Origin of the sequence: Cellulomonas rhizosphaerae (genome assembly GCF_003470205.1) — a bacterium.
GTDB classification, from domain to species: domain Bacteria; phylum Actinomycetota; class Actinomycetes; order Actinomycetales; family Cellulomonadaceae; genus Cellulomonas; species Cellulomonas rhizosphaerae.
The window spans coordinates 1-19,561 of sequence record NZ_QWKP01000168.1; the positions used below are offsets into that span (position 1 = coordinate 1).

Annotated in this window: 11 protein-coding genes; 3 read left to right on the forward strand and 8 right to left on the reverse strand. The window is 73.9% G+C overall.

The features are described from left to right. The first annotated feature begins 287 nt into the window (after positions 1–287). Entirely contained in the window at positions 288–1,949 is a 1,662-nt protein-coding gene (locus D1825_RS06900; protein WP_118766705.1) for a bifunctional 3'-5' exonuclease/DNA polymerase, read from the forward strand. On the opposite strand, the gene D1825_RS06905 is transcribed toward D1825_RS06900, so the two are convergent. Continuing rightward, entirely contained in the window at positions 1,906–2,442 is a 537-nt protein-coding gene (locus D1825_RS06905; RefSeq protein WP_118766706.1) for a MarR family winged helix-turn-helix transcriptional regulator, read from the reverse strand. The genes D1825_RS06900 and D1825_RS06905 overlap by 44 nt on opposite strands. Before the next feature lie 40 nt (positions 2,443–2,482). On the opposite strand from D1825_RS06905, the gene D1825_RS06910 reads away from it, so the two are divergent. Next, positions 2,483–3,370 carry a DMT family transporter gene (locus D1825_RS06910; RefSeq protein WP_233549680.1) on the forward strand — a complete coding sequence of 296 codons (888 nt, stop codon included), beginning with the start codon at positions 2,483–2,485 and terminating at the stop codon, positions 3,368–3,370. Here the strand turns inward: D1825_RS06910 and D1825_RS06915 are convergent. The 7 genes from D1825_RS06915 to pstC all read right to left on the reverse strand — a co-directional run bounded on the left by D1825_RS06915 (position 3,320) and on the right by pstC (position 13,778). Next, a complete protein-coding gene (locus D1825_RS06915) occupies positions 3,320–4,084 on the reverse strand; it encodes a phosphate ABC transporter ATP-binding protein (protein WP_199721528.1) in 765 nt (254 codons plus the stop codon). The genes D1825_RS06910 and D1825_RS06915 overlap by 51 nt on opposite strands. Positions 4,085–4,247: 163 nt before the next feature. Further along, positions 4,248–5,141, reverse strand: a complete 894-nt coding sequence (locus D1825_RS06920; RefSeq protein WP_118766713.1) for a sortase — start codon at positions 5,139–5,141, stop codon at positions 4,248–4,250. 5 nt (positions 5,142–5,146) lie between these two features. Beyond that, positions 5,147–7,177: an Ig-like domain repeat protein gene (locus D1825_RS06925; RefSeq protein WP_138067516.1), complete on the reverse strand. Its 2,031-nt coding sequence runs from the start codon at positions 7,175–7,177 to the stop codon at positions 5,147–5,149. Between the two features lie 121 nt (positions 7,178–7,298). Further along, the gene (locus D1825_RS06930; RefSeq protein ID WP_118766710.1) at positions 7,299–9,869 is read right to left on the reverse strand and encodes a hypothetical protein; all 2,571 of its coding nucleotides are present in this window, start codon (positions 9,867–9,869) and stop codon (positions 7,299–7,301) included. Further along, the gene (locus D1825_RS06935; protein WP_118766711.1) at positions 9,866–11,569 is read right to left on the reverse strand and encodes a phosphate ABC transporter substrate-binding protein PstS; all 1,704 of its coding nucleotides are present in this window, start codon (positions 11,567–11,569) and stop codon (positions 9,866–9,868) included. Before D1825_RS06935 ends, D1825_RS06930 begins: the two co-directional genes overlap by 4 nt. Beyond that, positions 11,566–12,753, reverse strand: a complete 1,188-nt coding sequence (gene pstA, locus D1825_RS06940) for a phosphate ABC transporter permease PstA (RefSeq protein WP_199721527.1) — start codon at positions 12,751–12,753, stop codon at positions 11,566–11,568. Before pstA ends, D1825_RS06935 begins: the two co-directional genes overlap by 4 nt. Then, positions 12,753–13,778, reverse strand: a complete 1,026-nt coding sequence (pstC, locus tag D1825_RS06945; protein ID WP_118766712.1) for a phosphate ABC transporter permease subunit PstC — start codon at positions 13,776–13,778, stop codon at positions 12,753–12,755. Before pstC ends, pstA begins: the two co-directional genes overlap by 1 nt. An 813-nt stretch (positions 13,779–14,591) precedes the next feature. Between pstC and D1825_RS06950 the strand changes: the two genes are divergently transcribed. Continuing rightward, positions 14,592–19,561, forward strand: a 4,970-nt coding sequence (locus D1825_RS06950) for a hypothetical protein (protein ID WP_233549681.1), incomplete at its 3' end; no start/stop codon positions are given.

Here is a 19,561-nt window from a genome sequence, read left to right on the forward strand (position 1 = left end):
CCGTCAGTTCGCCGATTCCGCACCATGTCGCCGGTTGCCATCGGCGACCTGATGCGGAATCGGCGACCTGACGGGCCCGCCCGCCTGCCAGCCCCGGCCGCCGCCGGCCCGCCGTCCTCGCCGAGCGCGGGTGGTGCGACGCGGGAGCGGGTGGCGCGCCACGCGCGCTGGGTCCGCCTGACCCGCGCTCGGCGGCCGCGGGTGGGCGCGGGCGCGGGGCGGGTTCGCGTTGGGGTCGCGTCGGTGGGGTGGATGTGGGTGGGGTGGGGGAGGGTGTGGGGGTGTTGATGGTCGTCGCGCCCGGAGGTGCCGCCGCGCCCGGTGAGGGGGGCGACCAGGCGCGGGTGGGCGAGGTGCCGCCCGAGGCCGCGGCGCGGGGCGTCGTCGGGACCGAGAAGGCCGTGCGGTGGGTGTGGGACGACACCGGGCGGTGGTACCCCCGGCTGCTGGCCGACGGCGTGCGCGTCGAGCGGTGCCTCGACCTGCGGCTCGCGCACCGGCTGCTGCGGGGTGCGGCGGCGACGGCGGGCTCGCGGCTGGCGACCACGCCGAGCGGCCCGTTCGACGCGGCCGGCGCCGCCGAGCCCGACCGGGTCGAGTCGCTGTTCGACGTCGCGACCCCGCAGGAGCGGCCCGACGAGGACGCGCTGCTCGCCGAGATCGGCGCCCAGGACGAGGCCGTCGCGGACCACCCAAGACTCCGGCTGCTGCTCGTCGCGGAGTCCGCGGGCGCGCTGGCGGCGGCCGAGATGCGGCACACGGGCCTGCCGTGGGACCGCCGGGTGCACGACGAGGTCCTCGCCGAACAGCTCGGCCCGCGCCCGACCGGCGACGCCCGGCCCCCGCGGATGGCCGAGCTCGCCGAGCAGGTCCGCACCGAGCTCGGTGCCCCGCGCCTCAACCCCGACTCGCTCCCCGACGTGCTGCGCGAGCTGCGCCGCAACGGGCTGCCCGTCACCTCGACCAGCAAGTGGGAGCTGATCGGCCTCGACCACCCGGCCGTCGCGCCGCTGCTCGCCTACAAGAAGCTGTCCCGCCTGCACTCCGCCAACGGCTGGGCGTGGCTCGACCGCTGGGTGCCCGACGGCCGGTTCCGGCCCGAGTACGTGGTCGGCGGGGTGGTCACCGGCCGGTGGGGGTCGAGCGGCGGGGGAGCGCTGCAGCTGCCGAAGTCGATCCGCCGTGCGGTCCGGGCCGACGAGGGATGGTGCCTGGTCGTCGCCGACGCCGCGCAGCTCGAGCCGCGCGTGCTCGCGGGCCTGTCTCACGACGAGCGCATGGCGGAGGCCGGCCGCGGCCGCGACCTCTACCAGGGCATGGTCGACGCGGGCGTCGTCGGCTCCCGCGACCACGCCAAGCTCGGGATGCTCGGCGCCCTCTACGGCGGCACGACGGGCCAGAGCGCCGCAGTGCTGCCGCGGATCAACCGCGCGTTCCCCCTGGCCATGGCGCACGTCGAGACCGCGGCGCGCGCCGGCGAGCGCGGCGAGGTGGTCAGCACCCTGCTCGGCCGCAGCTCCCCGCTGCCCGGCGCGCAGTGGAACCAGGTCCAGGCCGATGCGCTCGACGACGAAGCCGGCGCGAGCGCCCAGTCGCGCGCCCGCGCCCAGACCCGGGCGTGGGGGCGGTTCACGCGGAACTTCGTCGTGCAGGGCACGGCCGCCGAGTGGGCGCTGTGCTGGATCGCCGAGGTGCGGCGCCGGCTGTGGGCGCTGGGGGAGCAGGGCGACGCGGGCAGGGCACCCGAGCCGTTCGCCCGACGACCCCACCTCGTCTACTTCCTGCACGACGAGCTCGTCATCCACGCCCCGCAGGAGCTGGCCGACGAGGTGTCCGCACAGGTCCGCGACGCGGCGGCGGCAGCGGGGCGCCTGCTGTTCGGCGACTTCCCGGTGGACTTCCCGGTCAGCCTGGCGTCGGCGCGCTCGTACGCGGACGCGAAGGACTGAGGGGCGGAGCCTCGAACGCCCCGAGCCACCGCGTCAGCAACGGCTCGAGCAGCTCCCGGTCCGCCGGGGTGAGCACCGACACGAGCCGCTGCTCGTTCGCCATGTGCTCCGCGAACGCCGCGTCGATCAGCACGAGCCCGGCGGGTGTCAGCGCGATGCGCCGCCCGCGCCCGTCGTCGTCGGCCCGCCGCCGCTCGACGAGCCCCGCGGCCACCAGCCGGTCCACGCGCTTGGTGATCGCGCCGGTGGTGACCATCGTGTGCGACGCGAGGTCGCCTGCGGCTCGCTCGTAGGGCGCGCCCGCCCGGCGCAGCGCGGCGAGCACGTCGAACTCGCCCTCGCTCAGCCCGTGCCGCGCGTAGACCGCGACGATCTCCTCGGTCAGGTGGTTCGCGAGGCGGTGCAGCCGCCCGACGAGGCCCTGCGGCGAGGTGTCGAGGTCGGGGCGCTCGCGGCGCCACTCGGCCTGGATCTGGGCCACGCGATCGGTCATGGGCTGGAGAATACCTTCTGCGGAAGATAAGTTAGTTGACGTGGAAGATAAAAAGTGGCTGGCGGTCACGGCGATCGCGCCGATCGCCTGGGGCTCGACCTACTACGTGACACGGCACGCGCTGCCGCCCGACGCCCCGCTGTGGGGCGCGGTGCTGCGCGCGCTGCCCGCGGGGCTCCTGCTCCTGCTCGTCGTCCGCCGCCTGCCGCGCGGCGCGTGGTGGTGGAAGTCGCTCGTGCTCGGGACGCTCAACATGGGCGCCTTCTTCGTGCTGGTCTACGCGGCGGGGCAGCTGCTGCCGACGAGCCTCGCGGCGACCCTCATGAGCCTGTCCCCGATCGTGATGATGCTGTTCGCGTGGGGGCTACTCGCGGAGCGGCCCAGCGCGCAGCGCGTGACGGGGGCGCTCGTCGGCATCGTCGGCGTCGCGCTCATGGTGGGTGCGGGCGGCGCGGGAGCGGACTGGCGCGGCATCGGGGCGAGCGTCGCGGCGATGGTCATGTCCGCCGCGGGGTTCGCGCTGACCAAGCGGTGGGGCCGGCCGCAGGACGTCGTCGCGGGCACCGCGTGGCAGCTCGTCGCGGGTGGGTTGTGCGTGCTGCCCGCCGCGCTGCTCGTCGAGGGTGGGCCCCCTCCGGTCGACGGGACGGCGGTGCTCGGGTTCGCCTACGTGGCCGTCGTCGCGACCGCGATCGCCTACGTCGCCTGGTTCACCGGGCTCGCGCACCTGCCCGCCGGGGCGGTCGGGCTCGTCGGCCTGCTGAACCCCGTGACGGGCGTCGTGCTCGGCACCGCGCTGGGCGGCGAGTCGCTCACGGCCGTCCAGGTGCTCGGGCTCGTCGTCGTCCTCGCCGGGCTCGTCATCGGCCAGCGGCGATCAGCCGAAGCGCCCGTTGACGTAGTCCTCGGTGCGCGAGTCGCGCGGTGAGCCGAACATCTGCGCCGTCGCGCCGTGCTCCACGATCCCGCCCGGCACGCCCTGCTCCGCGAGGAAGAACGCGCACTGGTCCGAGACGCGCGCGGCCTGCTGCATGTTGTGCGTGACGATGACGATCGTGACCTCGCCGGCCAGCGCCTGGATCGTCTCCTCGACGCGGCGCGTGGACGTCGGGTCCAGGGCCGAGCAGGGCTCGTCCATGAGCAGCACCTTCGGGCGCACGGCCAGCGAGCGCGCGATGCACAGGCGCTGCTGCTGGCCGCCGGACAGGCCGCCGCCCGGTGCCGGGAGGCGGTCCTTGACCTCGTTCCACAGGCCGGCGCGCGTGAGGCACTCCTCCACGAGCGAGGCGCGCTCGGAGGTGCCGATCCGCACGCCCGTGAGCGACAGGCCCGCGGTCACGTTGTCCTGGATCGACATCGCGGGGAACGGGTTGGGCTTCTGGAAGACCATCCCGATGCTGCGCCGCGCGTCGGTCACGCGGCGCACGGGGTCGTAGATGTCCTGCCCGTCGAGCAGCACCTCGCCGGCCAGCGCGGCCGACGGGATCAGCTCGTGCATGCGGTTGAGGATGCGCAGGAAGGTCGACTTGCCGCAGCCCGACGGGCCGATCAGCGCGGTCACGCGCCCGGCCGGCATCGACAGCGACACGCGCTCGAGCACCTTGTGGGTGCCGAACCATGCCGAGACCGCGCGGGCCTCCATGGCCGGCAGCGCCACCTCGGTGGGGACGGGGGCCAGGATCTGGGTCGGGTCGTCGGGCAGCGCCGGTGCCTCGGGGGCCAGGGCGACGAAGGAGTCCACGCTCACGTGCGAACCCTGGCGCACCAAGGTGGCGGGATCGTGAACGGCAGGCATCGGCCGGCCGTCAGACGAGGTTCGGGAGCAGGACGAACGTCTGCTCGGCGACCAGCGCACCGCACAGCGCGATGAGCGGGACCCCGACGATCCACGCCTGCCACCGCCCCCACCAGCGCCGCAGCGCCGCGACGAGGACCGCGCACCCGGCGAGGGCAGCGAGGGCGAGCAGCAGCAGGGGCCACGCGTCGGGGTCGCCCGCGAAGGCGGCCTCGTCGTCCGCGAGGAGCGTGCTCGAGAGCACGGCGTTGGGGGTCTCGAAGGCCTCGCCGACGAGGGCCGCGTCGACCCGCAGCACGTCGTCGGGCGCCCACCGCGGACCGTCGGCGCTCACCAGGGTGAGGCGACCGGCGCCGGGGGCGAGGGAGTCGGGCAGCGGGTCGCCGCTGCGGCGCAGCCCGGTCACCGCGTACGTCGCGGTGCCCTGGCCCGTGGTGGTCGTGATGACGTCGCCCGTGCGCAGCGTGTCGAGCCCGGCGAAGACGCCGCCGTACGCGCCGTGCCGGCCCATCACGACGACGGGGCCCGCCTGACCGGGCAGGACGGTGTCGCGCCGGTGACCAGGCCCCGACAGCAGGACCTTCGAGGACGTGCCCTCGAGGACCACGTCGTCCACACCCAGCCGCGGGATCGTGACGATCGCCACGGGCGTGCCCGGGGTGAGCAGACGGTCTGCTGTCGTGACCTGGCCGACCGGCGCCGTGCCGTTGGCCAGCTGGGCGCGGAACGCCCAGCCGGCCACGTCCTGGTCGCGCTCGTACCGCAGCGGCGAGACGACCAGGGCGTTGACCACGATGCCCAGCGCGAGGGCGGCGACGATCGCGAGCGTGGTGCCGACCAGGCGAGCGCGCTCGCTGGGGGCTACCGGCGGGATCGCCGCGTCGAGGCTGGGCATCGTGGTCATCGGGGTCACTTGGCCTGCGTGACCGTCTTCGCGGCCGACGCCTTGGCGTTGACCGTGGTGGAGCCCGTGTAGGTCACGACGAGCTTGTGCTTGCCGGCCTTGAGCTTGGGCAGCTTGACGGTCGCCTTGCCGCCCTTGATCGCGACGGTCTTGATGACCTTCTTCCCGTCCTTGATCGTGACCTTGCCGGTGGGCGTGACGCCCGTGGCGGAGACCGTGACCTTGAGGGTCGCGTACTTGCCCTTGGCGACCTTGGTCGGAGCCGTGAAGGAGACCTTCGGGGTGGCCTTCGCGACCTTGACCGTCAGGACGGCGCTCGTGCTGCTCTTGACGACCGCGGCGGACGAGGACGTGAACACGGCCTTGATCGCGTAGGAGGTCTTGGCGGCCTTGATGGACAGCGACGCCTTGGCCGAGGTGACCTTGACCGTGGCGAGCTTCTTGGTGCCGTCGTAGAACGCGACCGAACCGGCCGGGGTCTTGGTGGCGGTGACCGCCGCGGCGACCGTGAAGGACTTGCCGACGACCGGCTTGGCGCTCGCGGTGACCTTGGTCGACGAGGCGACGGCCGGGACCACCGGGACGGGCGTGACGGTCAGCGGCTGGGCGGTGGACACCGAGGGCGCGACGCCGAGCAGGCTCGGGACGAAGGTGCCCGTGACGTTCAGCGAGCCGGTCGACGAGGTCGTGATCTGCGCCGAGCCGGACGTGGCGCCCGTCGCGACGGGGACCGAGCCGAGCAGCGTGGTGCCGTCGTACAGACGGACCGTGCCGCCGCCGTTGCCGACCGAGCTGACCGTGACGTTCGCGGTGACCTTCTGGCCGGAGACGACCGTGGCCGACGAGAGCGCGAGCGTGGTCTCGCTCGTCGACGCCTTGTAGGCGCGCGTCGTGGTGTCACCGCACTGCGTGCCGCCCGTGAGCAGACCGAAGCCGAACGCCGTGATCGTGCCGGTCTCCTTGCAGACCCGCGACGTCGAGCCGACGAAGGTCTTGGCGATCTCCGACGTCGGGTCGTCGGCGAGGATCGACGGGACGATGTTGTAGACCGGGCGCGTGAACGCGTTGTAGCTCGGGTTGAGCGCGTACGAGCCCGCGGAACCCGTCGTGGCCAGCTGGCCGTTCACGGCGTTGATGCGGACGCCGGCGCGCAGGTCGGGCGTCTTGGTGTTGCCCTGCGCGACCCACTGCGCGATGGAGAACGGCGCAATCGCGCCGGCGTCCTGCGTCGCGGTGCCCGAGACGAGCGAGCCGCCCTGGTGCTCCTGCACCGCAGCGCCCGTGAAGTCCTTGTCCTTGAGGTTCGGGTAGGTGCCCGCGGAGATGTTCGCCTCCGTGATGCCCATCTGACCGAGCCAGTAGGAGCGGGTGCCCGAGCCGGCGGCCGGGAGGAACGTGGTGATCGCGGTGGCGACGTCGCCGGGGACCGGCGCGTAGGTCGAGCCCTCGAGGTGCGTGCTCGCCCCGTTGACGATGACCTGCGTGAGCTCGCCCTTGAAGATCGAGACGATCTGGGCCTTGGTCAGGTCGGTCGGGATGACGCTGTCGGGGGCCGTGGCGTAGGAGACCGCGTCCACCGCGAAGGGGATGTAGGTCAGCACGCCGTCGTCGGCCACGTCGGCGCTGCCCGCGCCGCTCGAGCTGCGCGCGAACTGGACCTGGCCGGCGATGCCCGAGGTCGTCACGGGGACGGTCGGGGAGTTGAAGACCGGGATGTTGGCCGTCTCGGTCTGGCCGATGGCCACGCGCAGCAGGTCACGCCCGCCGCCCGAGTTGTTGGCGCGGGGGATCGCGACGCCGCCCGAGCGGGTGACGACCGTGCCGCTGCCGGTCGCGTCGTACGAGGCGAGCACGCCGCCGCCGATCGACGTGGCGAGGCCGCCGACGACGGCCTGCGTGGTGTCCGAGCCGAGGCCGACGAGCGTCCCGAACGTCCCGGCGGTGGGGTCCGCCTGGGCCGGCGCGACGACGGTGCCGAGCGCGAGTGCCGCCATTGTGGCGCACAGGCCGAACTTTCCGAAGGTAGAAACCTTCATCTGACTGTTCCTCTCCGAGCAATGCGGATGGGCATGAGAATCGGCGCGATTCCGCGCCTGGCCGAATGCTAGGGACGCTGTGACAACGCTGAGCAAAGGACAGGGAAACGATGGTCGTTCGTCACACGAAGTCGCCCGTCCATCCGCCCATTTCCTCGCGGCTCGCCAACGTGCGCCCGCGCCGCATGAGCAGCGGCCCGGTGACGGCGCACGCGGCACCGAGGCCGACCGAGCCGGCGATGCCGAGACGCGCCGCGCCGAGCGGTCCGCCGCCGGTGAGCCGGGGCTCGCCCGGGGTCGCCTCGCCCGTGTCGGGGTCGACCGGGGGAGCCGTCGTGGTGGCCGACGGGGACGGGGTGTCCGGGGTGGTGGCCGGCGGGGCCACCGGCGCGGGGTCGCTCGTCGGGTTCGTCGTCGGCGTCGTGGCCGTCGGTGTTGGCGTGGGGGTCGCGGTGGGCGTCGCGGTCGGCTTCGGGGTGCCCGTGCCGCACGTCTTCGCGATCGCGCCCTCGTCGGTCAGCCCGGCCGCGACGTCGGTCGTCGCCGTGACCTGCGCGTCCTCGAGCGGCAGGTACCCGCGCGGGAGCAGGCCCTTGGTCTCGCCGACCCGCTGGCCGGTCGTGGCGGCGTAGTCGAGGAACGCCGCGTAGTCCTTGCGCTGGTCAGCAGTGGTGGAGCACACCGAGACGCCCGCGTAGTTCACCAGCGTCAGCGGGTAGGCGCCCCGGACGCGCGCGCTCGGATCGGTCGCGACCACGCCGGGCACGGCGGTGTCGACCATCGCGTCGACCGCCTTCTGCATCGTCTCGTCGCTCGCCGCGAGCGACTGGCCCGCGGCGTTCACGAGCCGCGCGGTGCGCAGGCCGAAACGCTGCGCCGAGACCAGGTCGGTGATGGCGAGCGAGAACCGCTGGCCCGGCAGCTGCGCGCCCGAGGTGTTGAACACGGGCGGCACCTTGTTCAGGTCCCAGACGATCTTGGCGCCCGAGTTCGCCTTCTGCGTGCGGCCCGCCGCGTCCGCCATGTCGTTCGTGTACGGCCGCAGGTCCAGCGTGCCGTAGCCGGGCGCGGGGACGGTCTCGTCCTGCCGGTAGGTGCTCAGGTCGGCCTTGGGGAAGCTGTCGAGCGTGTCGTCGTGCGTGAGGTCGAGCTCTTCGTAGACGGGGTTGACGCGCATCCCGTACTCGTCGGGCTCGCCCTCGAGAAATGACCGCGCAAAGGGGTCGGCAATGATCCATCGCCACACCTCGGCATAAGCATCGGAGGTCCCCAGCCCGACCATCAGACCGTCCGGCGCCGCGGTGTGCACGAATTGCGCCATCTCGGGATTCAGCGCGACGAATTCGGGGTCGTTGACGATGCTGCGCGGATTGTCGGTCAGCGGCTTTACGGAGCCGCCGCCGGGCACGTCGGCGCGGTAGGACTGCGTGAGCAGCTTGGCCACCAGGCGGGCGTTGAGCACGAGGTCCTCGACCGCCGTGCCGTCGCGGCTCGCGAGCGTGCTGCCCAGCGTGTACTGCCGGTCGATCGTGTACGCGACGACGAGCGACGTCTGGCTCACGGGCGCGTAGACGATCGGCCGCTCCTTCTCGGGCGCGAGCGGGCGGTTGACCACCGCGAGGCCGGACGCACCGGTGACCGAGCTGAGCAGCTGCGCGCGGGCCTCCCCGTCGCCGATCTGGGAGTAGCCGTACGTGGTGCCCGTTCCGCACAGCGCGGACTGCCACGAGGTCATCGCGTCGGAGAACAGCTCGTCGCCGACGAGGCGCTGCTCGGCGTTGCCCAGCGCGCACGACGAGCCGATGGCCGCGAACTGCAGCGGGAAGACCATGCGGTGCGACCACGCGGTCGCCGACAGGGGCGAGCCCGAGATGCTGCCGGTCGACGAGTCCTCCGCGAAGCTCCCGTCGGCGTCGGTCTCCCCGCGCGGCACGACGACGAGCCAGCACGCGCGCGGCGACCCGCTCTTGAGCGTCTCGCCGCAGCCGAGGTGCGGGGCCTCGAGAGAGGTCTGGATCTCCATGTTCGCCGTGCCGGTCCCGTCGCCTCCCGTGCGTGCCGCGGTGATCTCGTTGCTCGACGTCGAGGTGAAGTAGTCGGCCACGTCGGTGACCGAGCCGCCCGTCACGGGCGTGAACGGCACCGTGTAGGCCTTGAGGTTCGGGTTGGTGATCGGCGGCGGCACCAGGTGGGCCGCGTCGTACGCCTGCAACGGGTCCTCGCCACGCTTGAGCGAGCGCAGCCCGGTGCGGTCGCCGAGCAGCGTGCTGAGGCTCGGGTTGGGCGCTCCCCACTGGCACTGCTGGGGCTCCGGGCCGTCCGCCTCGTCGCCCCAGCACTGCATGACCTGCAGGTAGTCCGTCGCGAACCGGCCGGTCGACGTGGGGCGCGCGCCCTTCCAGTCGACGGTCACGCCCTGGTGCGAGAGGTTGCGCGTCTGGCTGACGGTGACCTCGAGCTTGGCGAAGGTCGCGTAGTCGGGGTCCTTGCGGTCGCGCTCGCCGACGAGCGACGGGTCCGACCAGGCCTGGACCACCTGCGAGCCGCCCTCGACCGCCTCGACGACGGGGTCGTCCCCGGCCTCGGCGGCGGCGCTGCCCGTGGCGAAGAGCAGGGCCGAGCCGAGCGTCGTCGCCGTGACGCCGACGACGGTGAGCCAGGCGCCCGCGCGGCGTACGCGTGCGCCGTTCACCGACGGACCTTGCGCGCCTGCGCGCCGCGCGAGACGAGCGGGGGGATCACGACGAGGGCCACGAGGAGCAGGCACGCGGCGACGACCGCGAGCGGGCTGATGCTGCCCGACGAGCGTGCCTCGGTCTCGATCGGCATCGAGACCACGTTGGTGCACTGGCCGGTGTCGTCGGAGCAGACGACCGGCCCGCCGCCCGTGCTCGGGCCCGCGACCGCCACGCCCGTCCCGGTCCCGGTGCCGGTTCCCGTGCCACCGTCCGTGGTCCCGTCGGTGCCCTGCGTCGTGCCGTCGCCGGTGGAACCGCCCGTGCCGGGGTCGCCACCGGTGCCCGTCGTGCCGCCGCCCGTGCCCTTCGTGCCGCCGTCCGTCTTCGTGCCGGTCGGGGTCTTCGTGCCGCCGCCCGTCGTGTCGCCCTTGCTGCCGGGCGGGGGCGCCGCGCCGCCGGTCGGCTTGTCGCACTGGTCGTTGCCCTGCTTGTCGCACTCCGACGGCTGCGGGGCGTTCTTGGCGAGCGTGTTGCTGCCGTCGGCCGAGAACGTCGGGTTGTTGCACTTCTTGATGTCCACGTTCGCGTCGTCGGCCCCGGGGATCTTGCCCACCTGGTCGAGGCCCGCCTGGACCAGGTTGACCGGCAGCGGCGAGTAGCCGAGCACCTCCGCCTGCTGCTGGCCCTCGCACAGGAAGTAGCTCGCGAACGCGCCGAGGGTGTGGCCCTTGGCGGCGGTGAACCCGTTCTGCGTGCTCGTCGGGACCACGATGTAGCTGTACGACGAGAGCGGGTAGGTGCGCTTGTCGCCGTTCGTGTAGACGCCGGACAGGTCCTGCGTGAGGTACTTCGGGGACTTCTCGTCGGTGTTGATCTCGGCGCCGAGCAGGCCGACCGCGACGTTCGAGGCCGTCGGCTCGACGTAGTAGCCGGCCTCGTTGAGCACCTTGGCCACGGGGTAGCCGGTCTTGAGCGCGTAGGAGTACTCGACGTAGGTGATGGTGCCGACGTTGCCGCGCTGGGCGACGTAGCCCGCGACGCCCTGGGAGTTGGGCTGCGCGACGAAGCCCTTGCCGGGGATCGTCGGGTAGGAGCTCGTGACGCCGCACGGGGTCGAGCGGCCCGCCGCCGCGCAGTACGTGTCCCACGCCTTGCCGTGCCGGGCCGCCATCCACGTCGTGAACTGCGCGGTCGAGCCCGAGCCGTCGGAGCGGACGACCGGGACGATCTTGCGCTTGGGCAGCGCGAGGCCCGGGTTGTCCTTCGCGATCGCGGGGTCGTCCCAGCTCGTGATCGTGCCGGTGAAGATGCCGGTCACCACGTCGCCCGAGAGCCGCAGGTTGGTCACCTGCTTGCCGCCGACCGACAGGTTGTACATGAACGCCGTGCCGCCCGCGACGATCGGCATGTAGACGAAGCCGCGGCTCGGCGGGGTGTCGACGACGCCGCCGTCCTTGAGCCCGTAGGGGATCTCGGTGATCGCGAAGTCGACCGTGCCGGCCTTGAACTGGTTGCGGCCGTCGGACGAGCCGGTGCTCGCGTAGTTGATCCGCATGCCGTACTGCTCGACGTTGCGGCGCCACTGGTCGACGGCGTTCGAGCTCCACGAGGAGCCCGCGCCGTTGACGGGGACGAACGAGTCGGCCGCTGCGGGTCCGGCGCCCGCGCTCAGCAGGAGGATCGCAGCGATGAAAGGGGCGAGGGCGCGTCTCATGACTGCTCCTGGGGGACGGGCTGGTCGGTGCGTGCGGGGCGGGACGTGCGCTTCGCTCGGCGGGCGCGATGGTCGGCTCGGGCGCGGCGCTGCTGCTCGCGGGCCCGTCGTCGGGCGTCCTTCTTCAGCGGGTTGCTGCCGCCGACGACGCGCGCGACGACGAACAGGGTCAGCACGAGCAGCATGAGCACGGCGGCGGTGCCGAACCCGCGCGCGACCATCGTCGGCTCGGGCGACTTCACGAACTGGAAGATCGCGAGCGGCAGGCTGACCATCGGGCCCTGCGTGGGGTTCGTGTTCATCGCGGCCGTGAAGCCCGAGGTCAGCAGCACGGGCGAGGTCTCGCCGATGCCGCGGGCCGTGGCCAGGATGACGGCGGTGGTCAGCCCCGAACGCGTCGTCGGCAGGACGACCTGCCAGACCGTGCGGAGCTGCCCGGCACCGAGGGCGTAGGACGCCTCCTTGAGCGTGCCCGGCACCAGGCGCAGGACCACGTCGGAGGACCGGACCATGATCGGCAGCATCATGATGCTGATCGCGGTGGCCGCGGCGAGGCCGGACTTGGGGACGCCGAGCGCCAGGATCAGGGTCGCGTAGACGAACAGGCCGGCGACGATCGACGGCAGCGCGGTCATGGCCTCGACGACGGTGCGCACCAGGCGCGCGAACCGGCCGGGCATCTCGCTGAGGAACACCGCGGTGAGCAGGCCCAGCGGGATCGTGATGGCCAGCGCGATGCTGATCTGGATGAGCGTGCCGACGATCGCGTGCGCGATGCCGCCCACGTCGAGCGGGTCGAGCGGGCCGGCCATCGCCATGTCGTCGGTGAAGAAGTTCAGGTGCGGCAGCGCGCTCGCGCCACGCGCGAACGTGAACACCACGATGAACACGAGCACCGCGAGCAGCGTGAAGGCCAGGCCGTGCACGACGACGGTCACGAGGCGGTCGCGCACGGCGACCCCGCGCTCGGTGAGCGAGACGAGCAGGGCGTACAGCGCCAGGAAGACCGCCGTGGCCACCGCGACGAACCCGAGCGGGCTGGTGATCGGTGCGAGCTGGCTGCTGAGCAGGGCGGTCAGCGCGATCGCCGCCGCTCCCGCGCCGCACAGGTTGAGCAGGTCGGAGACCCGGACGCCGGTGAGCTGGCGGCGGACCTCGGTGCGCGCGGGGGCCATGGTCGTCATCAGCTGCTCGCCCCCGACCGGGACCGGGCCACGACCGACGAGGCCGCGAAGTTGATGACCAGCGTCATGAGGAACAGCGCGAGCCCGGCCGCCATCAGGGCGGACATCCCGAACGGTGTCGACTCGCCGTACCGCAGCGCGATGAGCGAGGACACCGAGCTGCCGCCGTTCGCCAGCACGTGCCACTGGATCGCGAACACCGGCGAGATGATCATGTAGACGGCGATCGTCTCGCCGAGCGCGCGGCCCAGGCCGAGCATCGTGCCGCCGATGATGCCGCCCTTGCCGTAGGGCAGGACGACGCGGCGGATCATGCCCCAGCGGGTCGAGCCCAGCGCGAGCGCGCCCTCCCGCTCGCCGACCGGCGCCTGCGTGAAGACCTCGCGCATGATCGAGGCGACGACCGGCGCGATCATCATCGCGACGACCAGGCCGGCGATGAACGTCGAGGACGTGTAGACCGTGGCGGTCGCGAGCGGGTCGCTCGGGTCCGAGCCGGGCACCTGGAACGGCGGGAACCAGCCGAACGTCGTCGACAGCCACCGCGCCAGGTCCGTGATCCGGCCCTGCAGGAAGAAGAAGCCCCACAGCCCGAAGACGACCGAGGGGATGGCGGCCATGAGGTCGACGATGCTGACCAGGCTCTGCTTGATCCTCGTCGGCGCGTACTCGCTGATGTAGAGCGCGACGCCCAGCGCGAGCGGCACGGCCACGACGACCGCGACCGTGGCGATGAGGATCGTGCCGACCAGGATCGCCGCGATGCCGAAGTTGCCCGAGTCCGGCTCCCACGCCTGCGTGGTCAGGAAGCTCCAGCCCGCCTGGCTCAGGGCGTCCCACGCGCGCAGCAGCAGGAACGCGCCGACGAAGCCCATGATCGCGAGCACCGCGGCACCGCTGGTGAGCAGGACTGCGCGGAACGCCTTGTCGCTCGCCGACCGACGGGTGCCGAGCCTGCGCGGCACGTCCGGCTCGTCGGGGGCAGCCGGCGGGATCGTGCGCGGCGCCTCGATCGTCGCGCTCATGATCTCCGTCCGGTTCGGGTGCGTGCGTGCTGGGTCGTGGGGTGGTCGACCGGTGCGCCGCCCACGAGCACGCTCGAGCGGCGGTCCGCTCCGTGCGGCCGGACAGACGGTCCCGCGCGCAGCCGACGTCCAGGCATCGCGTGGGTGACGCGCAACCGGCGGGTGGATGAAGCCGTGGGCCCGATCGGACGAGTCCGACATCGCCGCGTGCCCGAGGCCGCGAGCACGCCGCTGCCCGGGGCACCATTTCGGCACCCGAACGGGTGAACCTGCTGGTCACAGGCGCGGCGGGCCTGGCCGCCGGGTGGCGATCTGGAGCGGTCCAGCACCGCACCTCGTCCGGCGGTCCTGACAGGTGATTCACAGGTTGCTCGGAGGTCCGCAGAATCACCCGGTCGGGTGCGTTGGACGTTTGACCAGAAGGCCTTCGGTGGCGCAGACTCACACCTGACGGTGCGCATCGCCTGCCCCCTGCGCGGTGCGCACCGTCGTCTACTTCCGAAGGGCGGGACCACGCGGTCCCGCCCTTCGTGCGTCCCCGGCACCGAGCTCCGCTGCCCGCCCGATCCGCCGCCCGCGCCCCGCAAGGCCTCCCGCGCGGCTACCCGATACCGGCCGGCACTCGCCCCGCGCGTTGCGCGCCGGCGTCGTCACGGGGATTGCGCATCTGCACGGTGGTTGCAAGCCCCGTGACGATCCGCAATCCCCGTGATGAACGCGGATCTGGGCGGATCGGCGCGGATCGGGGCGGGAAGTCGCGGCGTGCGGGAGTGTCTGCGCGGCTGGCGGACGGCCCGCGGTTACCGTCGACGAGTGACCGTTCCTGCGCGCGCGCCCGGCACGGGAGCCACACCGGGCCAGGTGCACGCTCCCGTCACCGACAACCCTGCCGTCGTCCTCGTCGAGCCCCCGTCTGCCGACGAGCTCGTCGAGGGTGCCGTCGCCACGTGGCGCGCCGCGCTGGTCGAGGCCGCGGGCGGATCCACGCTGGCGGACGTCGAGCTGCTCGGCGAGGCCGCGCTCGACCTCTCGGCAGCGCACCCGTCGGGCATGGCGCAGCTGTTCGCCGGGCGCGAGACCCGCCTGTCCAACCTCGTGCGCGAGGGCTCGGCGCTCTCGACGGCCCGACGACGCGCTCGCGCGGTCAGCGCCCGCTCGGCCTCCTACGCGCAGCAGTACGGCATCGCCCCCACGTCGCTGGCCATCGGCGTCGCGACCTGGACCGAGCGCACCGCTGCCGACTCCGCGCAGGACGACGTCGGCGCGCTCGCGTCGGTCACGCGCCAGCGTCAGCGGGCCGACGACGAGCCCGTCGACCGCTCGCCGCGCACGGTCCGCGCCCCCGTCCTGCTCCGCCCGGTGACCCTGCGCGCCCGCGGCTCGGGCGAGGCCGACTACGAGCTCGCCCTCGAGCCGTCGCTCGAGGTCAACCCCGTCCTGGCGCGGGCCCTGCGCTCGCGCGGTGCGCTGCTCGACCCCGGTGCTGTCGCCCGCGGCGCGTTCACGCCGTCGGGCTTCGACCCGCGCGCGGCCCTGCAGCGGCTCGCGTCGCTGGGCGAGGCCGTCCTCGAGGACTTCGCGCTCGCGGAGCGCGTCGTCGTCGGCGCGTTCGTGCACCCCGGCCAGGTACTGGTCGACGACCTCGACCAGCTCGCCGGCAGCCTCGACCGGCACGAGGTCATCGCCGCGCTCGCGGGCGTCGACGCCGAGCAGCTCGCCGGCCGCGCGCTGCCCGCTCCCGTCGTCGGCGACCGCGACCCCGCCCTGGAGCGCGGCGTCGGCGACCTCGACCCGGCCCAGCAGCACGTCCTCGACGTCGTCGCGACCGGCACGCACCTGTTCGTCGACGCGCCGACCGGCTCGGACGTGACCGGCACCCTCGCGGCCCTGGTCGCCGACGCCGCCGCGTCGGGACGCACCGTCTTGTACGTCCCCGGCCACCGGCGGTCCGCGACGGCCCTCGTCGAGCGGCTCGAGCACCTCGGCCTGGGCGACCTCGTCCTCGACGTCGCGCCCGAGGCCGGCTGGCGCACGGTCGCCTCGCGACGGCTGCTCGGTGCGATGACGCTCGAGGCGCCGGCCGTCGACCCGCACGGCCTGCACGCGCTGCGCTCCGAGCTCGTCGCGCACCGCGAGCAGCTGCGCGGCTACGTCGTCGGCCTGCACGCGCCACGCGAGCCGTGGGGTGTCTCCGCCTACGACGCCCTGCAGCAGCTGGCCCGGCTCACCTCGACGCGGCCGACGCCGCGCACGACCGTCCGCCTCGCGCCGGACGTCGCGCGCGTGCTGGACGCGACCCAGCGCGACGAGCTCGGCGCCCTGCTCACGCGCGTCGGCGAGCTCGGCGCGTTCCGCGTGCGGCCCGGCGACACCCCCTGGTACGGCGCCGACCTGCGCACCCGTGCCGACGCCGACGTGGCCGTCCGCCGCCTCGAGCGCCTGCTCGACTCCGCGCTCCCGATGCTCGTCGAGCGCACCGAGCAGGTCGCGCACGAGACCGGGCTGACCAGGGCGACGACCCTCGCGGCGTGGGCCGAGCAGCTCACGATGCTCGACGGCGTCCGCGCGGCGCTCGACGTGTTCCAGCCGATCGTCTTCGAGCGCACCGCGTCCGACCTCGTCGCGGCGACCGCGACCTCGCAGTGGCGCGACGAGCACGGCGTGGAGATGGGCGCCGTGGTGCGTCGTCGGCTGCGCAAGCAGGCCAAGGACATGGTGCGGCCGGGCCGCCCGGTCGCGGACCTGCACGGCGCGCTGCTGGAGGTCGCCGAGCAGCGGCAGATCTGGCACGCGCACTGCCCGGGTGGCGGCTGGCCGCGCCTGCCCGACGGCCTCGAGCAGATCGAGGAGGAGTTCGCCGCGATCCGCGTCGACCTCGACGCCCTCGACGAGGTGCTCGCGGGGACGCCCGACGGCGCCGCGCTGAGCACCCTCGCGCTGCCGGCGCTCATCGAGCGGCTGACCCGCCTGCGTGCGGGCGTCGCCGCGCTCGAGACGCTGCCCGACCGCACCGGCCTGCTGCACCGCCTGCGCGGCGCGGGCCTCGGCGCGCTGGTCGACGACCTCGCCGACCGGTCCGTGGACCCGACGCTCGCGGTGGCCGAGCTCGACCTGGCCTGGTGGAGCACGGTCATCGAGCAGATCCTCACGGCCGAGCCCACGCTCGCCGGGTACGACGGTGCGGCGCTCGGCGCGCTGGCCGCGCAGTACGTGCGGCTCGACCGCGAGCACGTCGACCGCCTGTCCGGGCCGGTCCTCGCGGGCGCGGTCGCCCACGTGGGCACGGTCCTGCGCCAGCACCGCGCCCAGGCGGAGGACCTGTTCGCCGAGCTCGTCGAGGAGCGGCTCACGTCGCTGCGCGACACGTTCGGCCGGCACCCCGACGTCGCGCGTCGCCTGCGGCCCGTCATCGCGGCGAGCCCGATGCTCGTGCCGCAGGTGCTGCCGCCCTCGCGCACGGTCGACCTCGTCCTCGTCGACTCGGCCGCGCACCTGCCCGTCGAGGTCGCGCTCGCCGCGGTCGCGCGCGGCCGCCAGGTCGTCGTCGTCGGCGATGCGCGCTGCGCCTCGGGCTCCGCGGTCCGCGAGCTAGCGGGCGTCCTGCCGAGCGTCGCGCTGCACGCCCGCGCCTCGCGCCGCGACCCCTACCTGACGGCGTTCCTCGCGCAGCACGGCTACGACGGTGTGCTCAGCGCGCTCCCGCTGCCCCAGCAGGTGCCGCTCGTGCACGTCGAGGTCGTCGACGGCACCGGCATGCCGGACGGCGAGTCCGGCATGGTCGCGACGACGACCGCCGAGGTCGACCGCGTCCTCGAGATCGTGCTCGACCACGCCCTCATGCGGGCCGACGAGTCGCTCGCCGTCGTGACCGTGACCCCGGCCCACGCCGAGGCGGTCCGCGAGGCCGTGCTCTCCGAGGTCCGCACCAACCCCGCGCTGGCGGCCTTCTTCGACTCGGGTCGCACCGACCCGTTCGTGGTCACCGACCTCACGAACGTCGGCGGGCTGCGCCGTGACGCTGTCGTGCTCACGCTCGGCCTCGGACGCACGCCCCACCGCCGTGTGCTGCACACGTTCGGCCCGGTCAGCGCACCCGGCGGCGACGCCCTGCTGCTCGATGCGCTCGGCTCGACCGCGCGCCGGCTCACCGTGGTCTCGTGCTTCGCGGCCGACGACCTCGACAGCACCCGCCTGCGCGGGCCCGGGCCGCGGCTGCTGCGCGACCTGCTCGCGTTCGCCGCGTCGCGCGCGGCCGGCGGGACCGAGCTGGGGGCGCACTGGGACGACGACGCGCTCGTCGCCGAGGCGGGCTCGCTCACCGGGATCGTCAGCGACGGGATCGTCGCGCGGGCCGTGGGGGCGTCTGCCGAGGAGCCGGACTCCGAGTCCGTGGACGACGAGGCTCCGACGCCCGACGACGGGACCGCGCTTGCCGGGTCTGGCGACGACGCCGAAGCCGAGGCGCCCGCGGGCGCCGCCGGTGACACCTCGGGCACTGCGGTGGTCGACCTGGTTGATGGCGCGGCCGGTGCGACCTCCGCGGTGGACGACGACGCACCCGCTTCGGCGGCTGTGGCCGACCCCGCGCCTGCCGACCCTGCGCCTGCCGACGCACCGCTGGTCGACGTCGCGGTCGACGGCTCGGCCGACACGAGCGTCGCCGATGCTTCCGCCGCCGACGCCCTCGCTGGCGAGGACTCCTCCGATGAGACCCCGGTCGACGAGGCCCCCGCCGCCGACGCCCCCGAGCCCGACCGCCTGCTCCTCGACCTCGCCGAGCGCCTGTGGCGGCACGGCCTGGTCGTCGACGTCGACTACGGCATCCCCGGTGGCACGCGCATCCCGATGGTCGTCGGCCACCCCGACGTGCCCGGCGAGATGCTCGTCGCCGTCCTCACGGACGACGAGGCCTACGTCGCCGAGCCGAGCATCCGGGTGCGCGAACGTCTGGTCGCCGACCGGCTCGCCGACCTCGGCTGGTCGGTCGTGCGCGTGTGGTCCGCCGCCGCGTTCCTCGACCCGCAGGCCGAGGTCGACCGGATCCGTCGCGCGGTGCACGCCCGCGTCCCGGCTGAGCCTCGCGACGCGCGCCCGCCGACGCTGAGCGTCCCCGTGGTCGCCGACGAGTCCGAGGCGATCGACGACGTCGTGGCGGTCCCGCCGGCAGCCGTGGCCACGCGCGAGCCGGGCGCGGCCTCGTCGACGGGTGGAGCCCCGAGCACGGGGACGATCACGGTCATCGGTGCGCCGCCCGCCGCGACGTCGGGCGAGACGTCGGCCTCCACGGCTGACGCGGAGCCGACGAACCCGGTTCGCGAGGACACGGCCTCCGCGCCGGTGGCGGCCGCTCCTGCGTCCGCACCCGTGCGGATGGCCTCGGTGCACGGCGGCGTCATGGAGATCCTCGCGCCCGTCGACCCGGCCAACGCCGAGGCGCCGCTCGAGCGCGCGGCGGTTCCCGAGGAGCCGCACGTCGCCGGCACTGCGCACTTCGCATCGGCTCCGACTCCGGTCGTGCCGGCTACGCCTGCGGCCGCTGCGCCCGAGGCCGGCGCGTCGGCGACCGCTGCACCGTCGTCCGCCGAGCCGCCGGCCGCATCGGCGCCGCTGCAACTCGTCCTCGCGGTTCCGACACGACAGCGTCCCGACGTCCGTAAGGGGCTCCCGATCGGCGCGTACTCCGACGACCAGCTCGACGAGCTCGTCGGCTGGCTGCGCTCGGACGGGCAGGAGCGCACGCGTGACCAGCTCGCCGCAGCACTGCGCGACGAGCTCGGCATCAC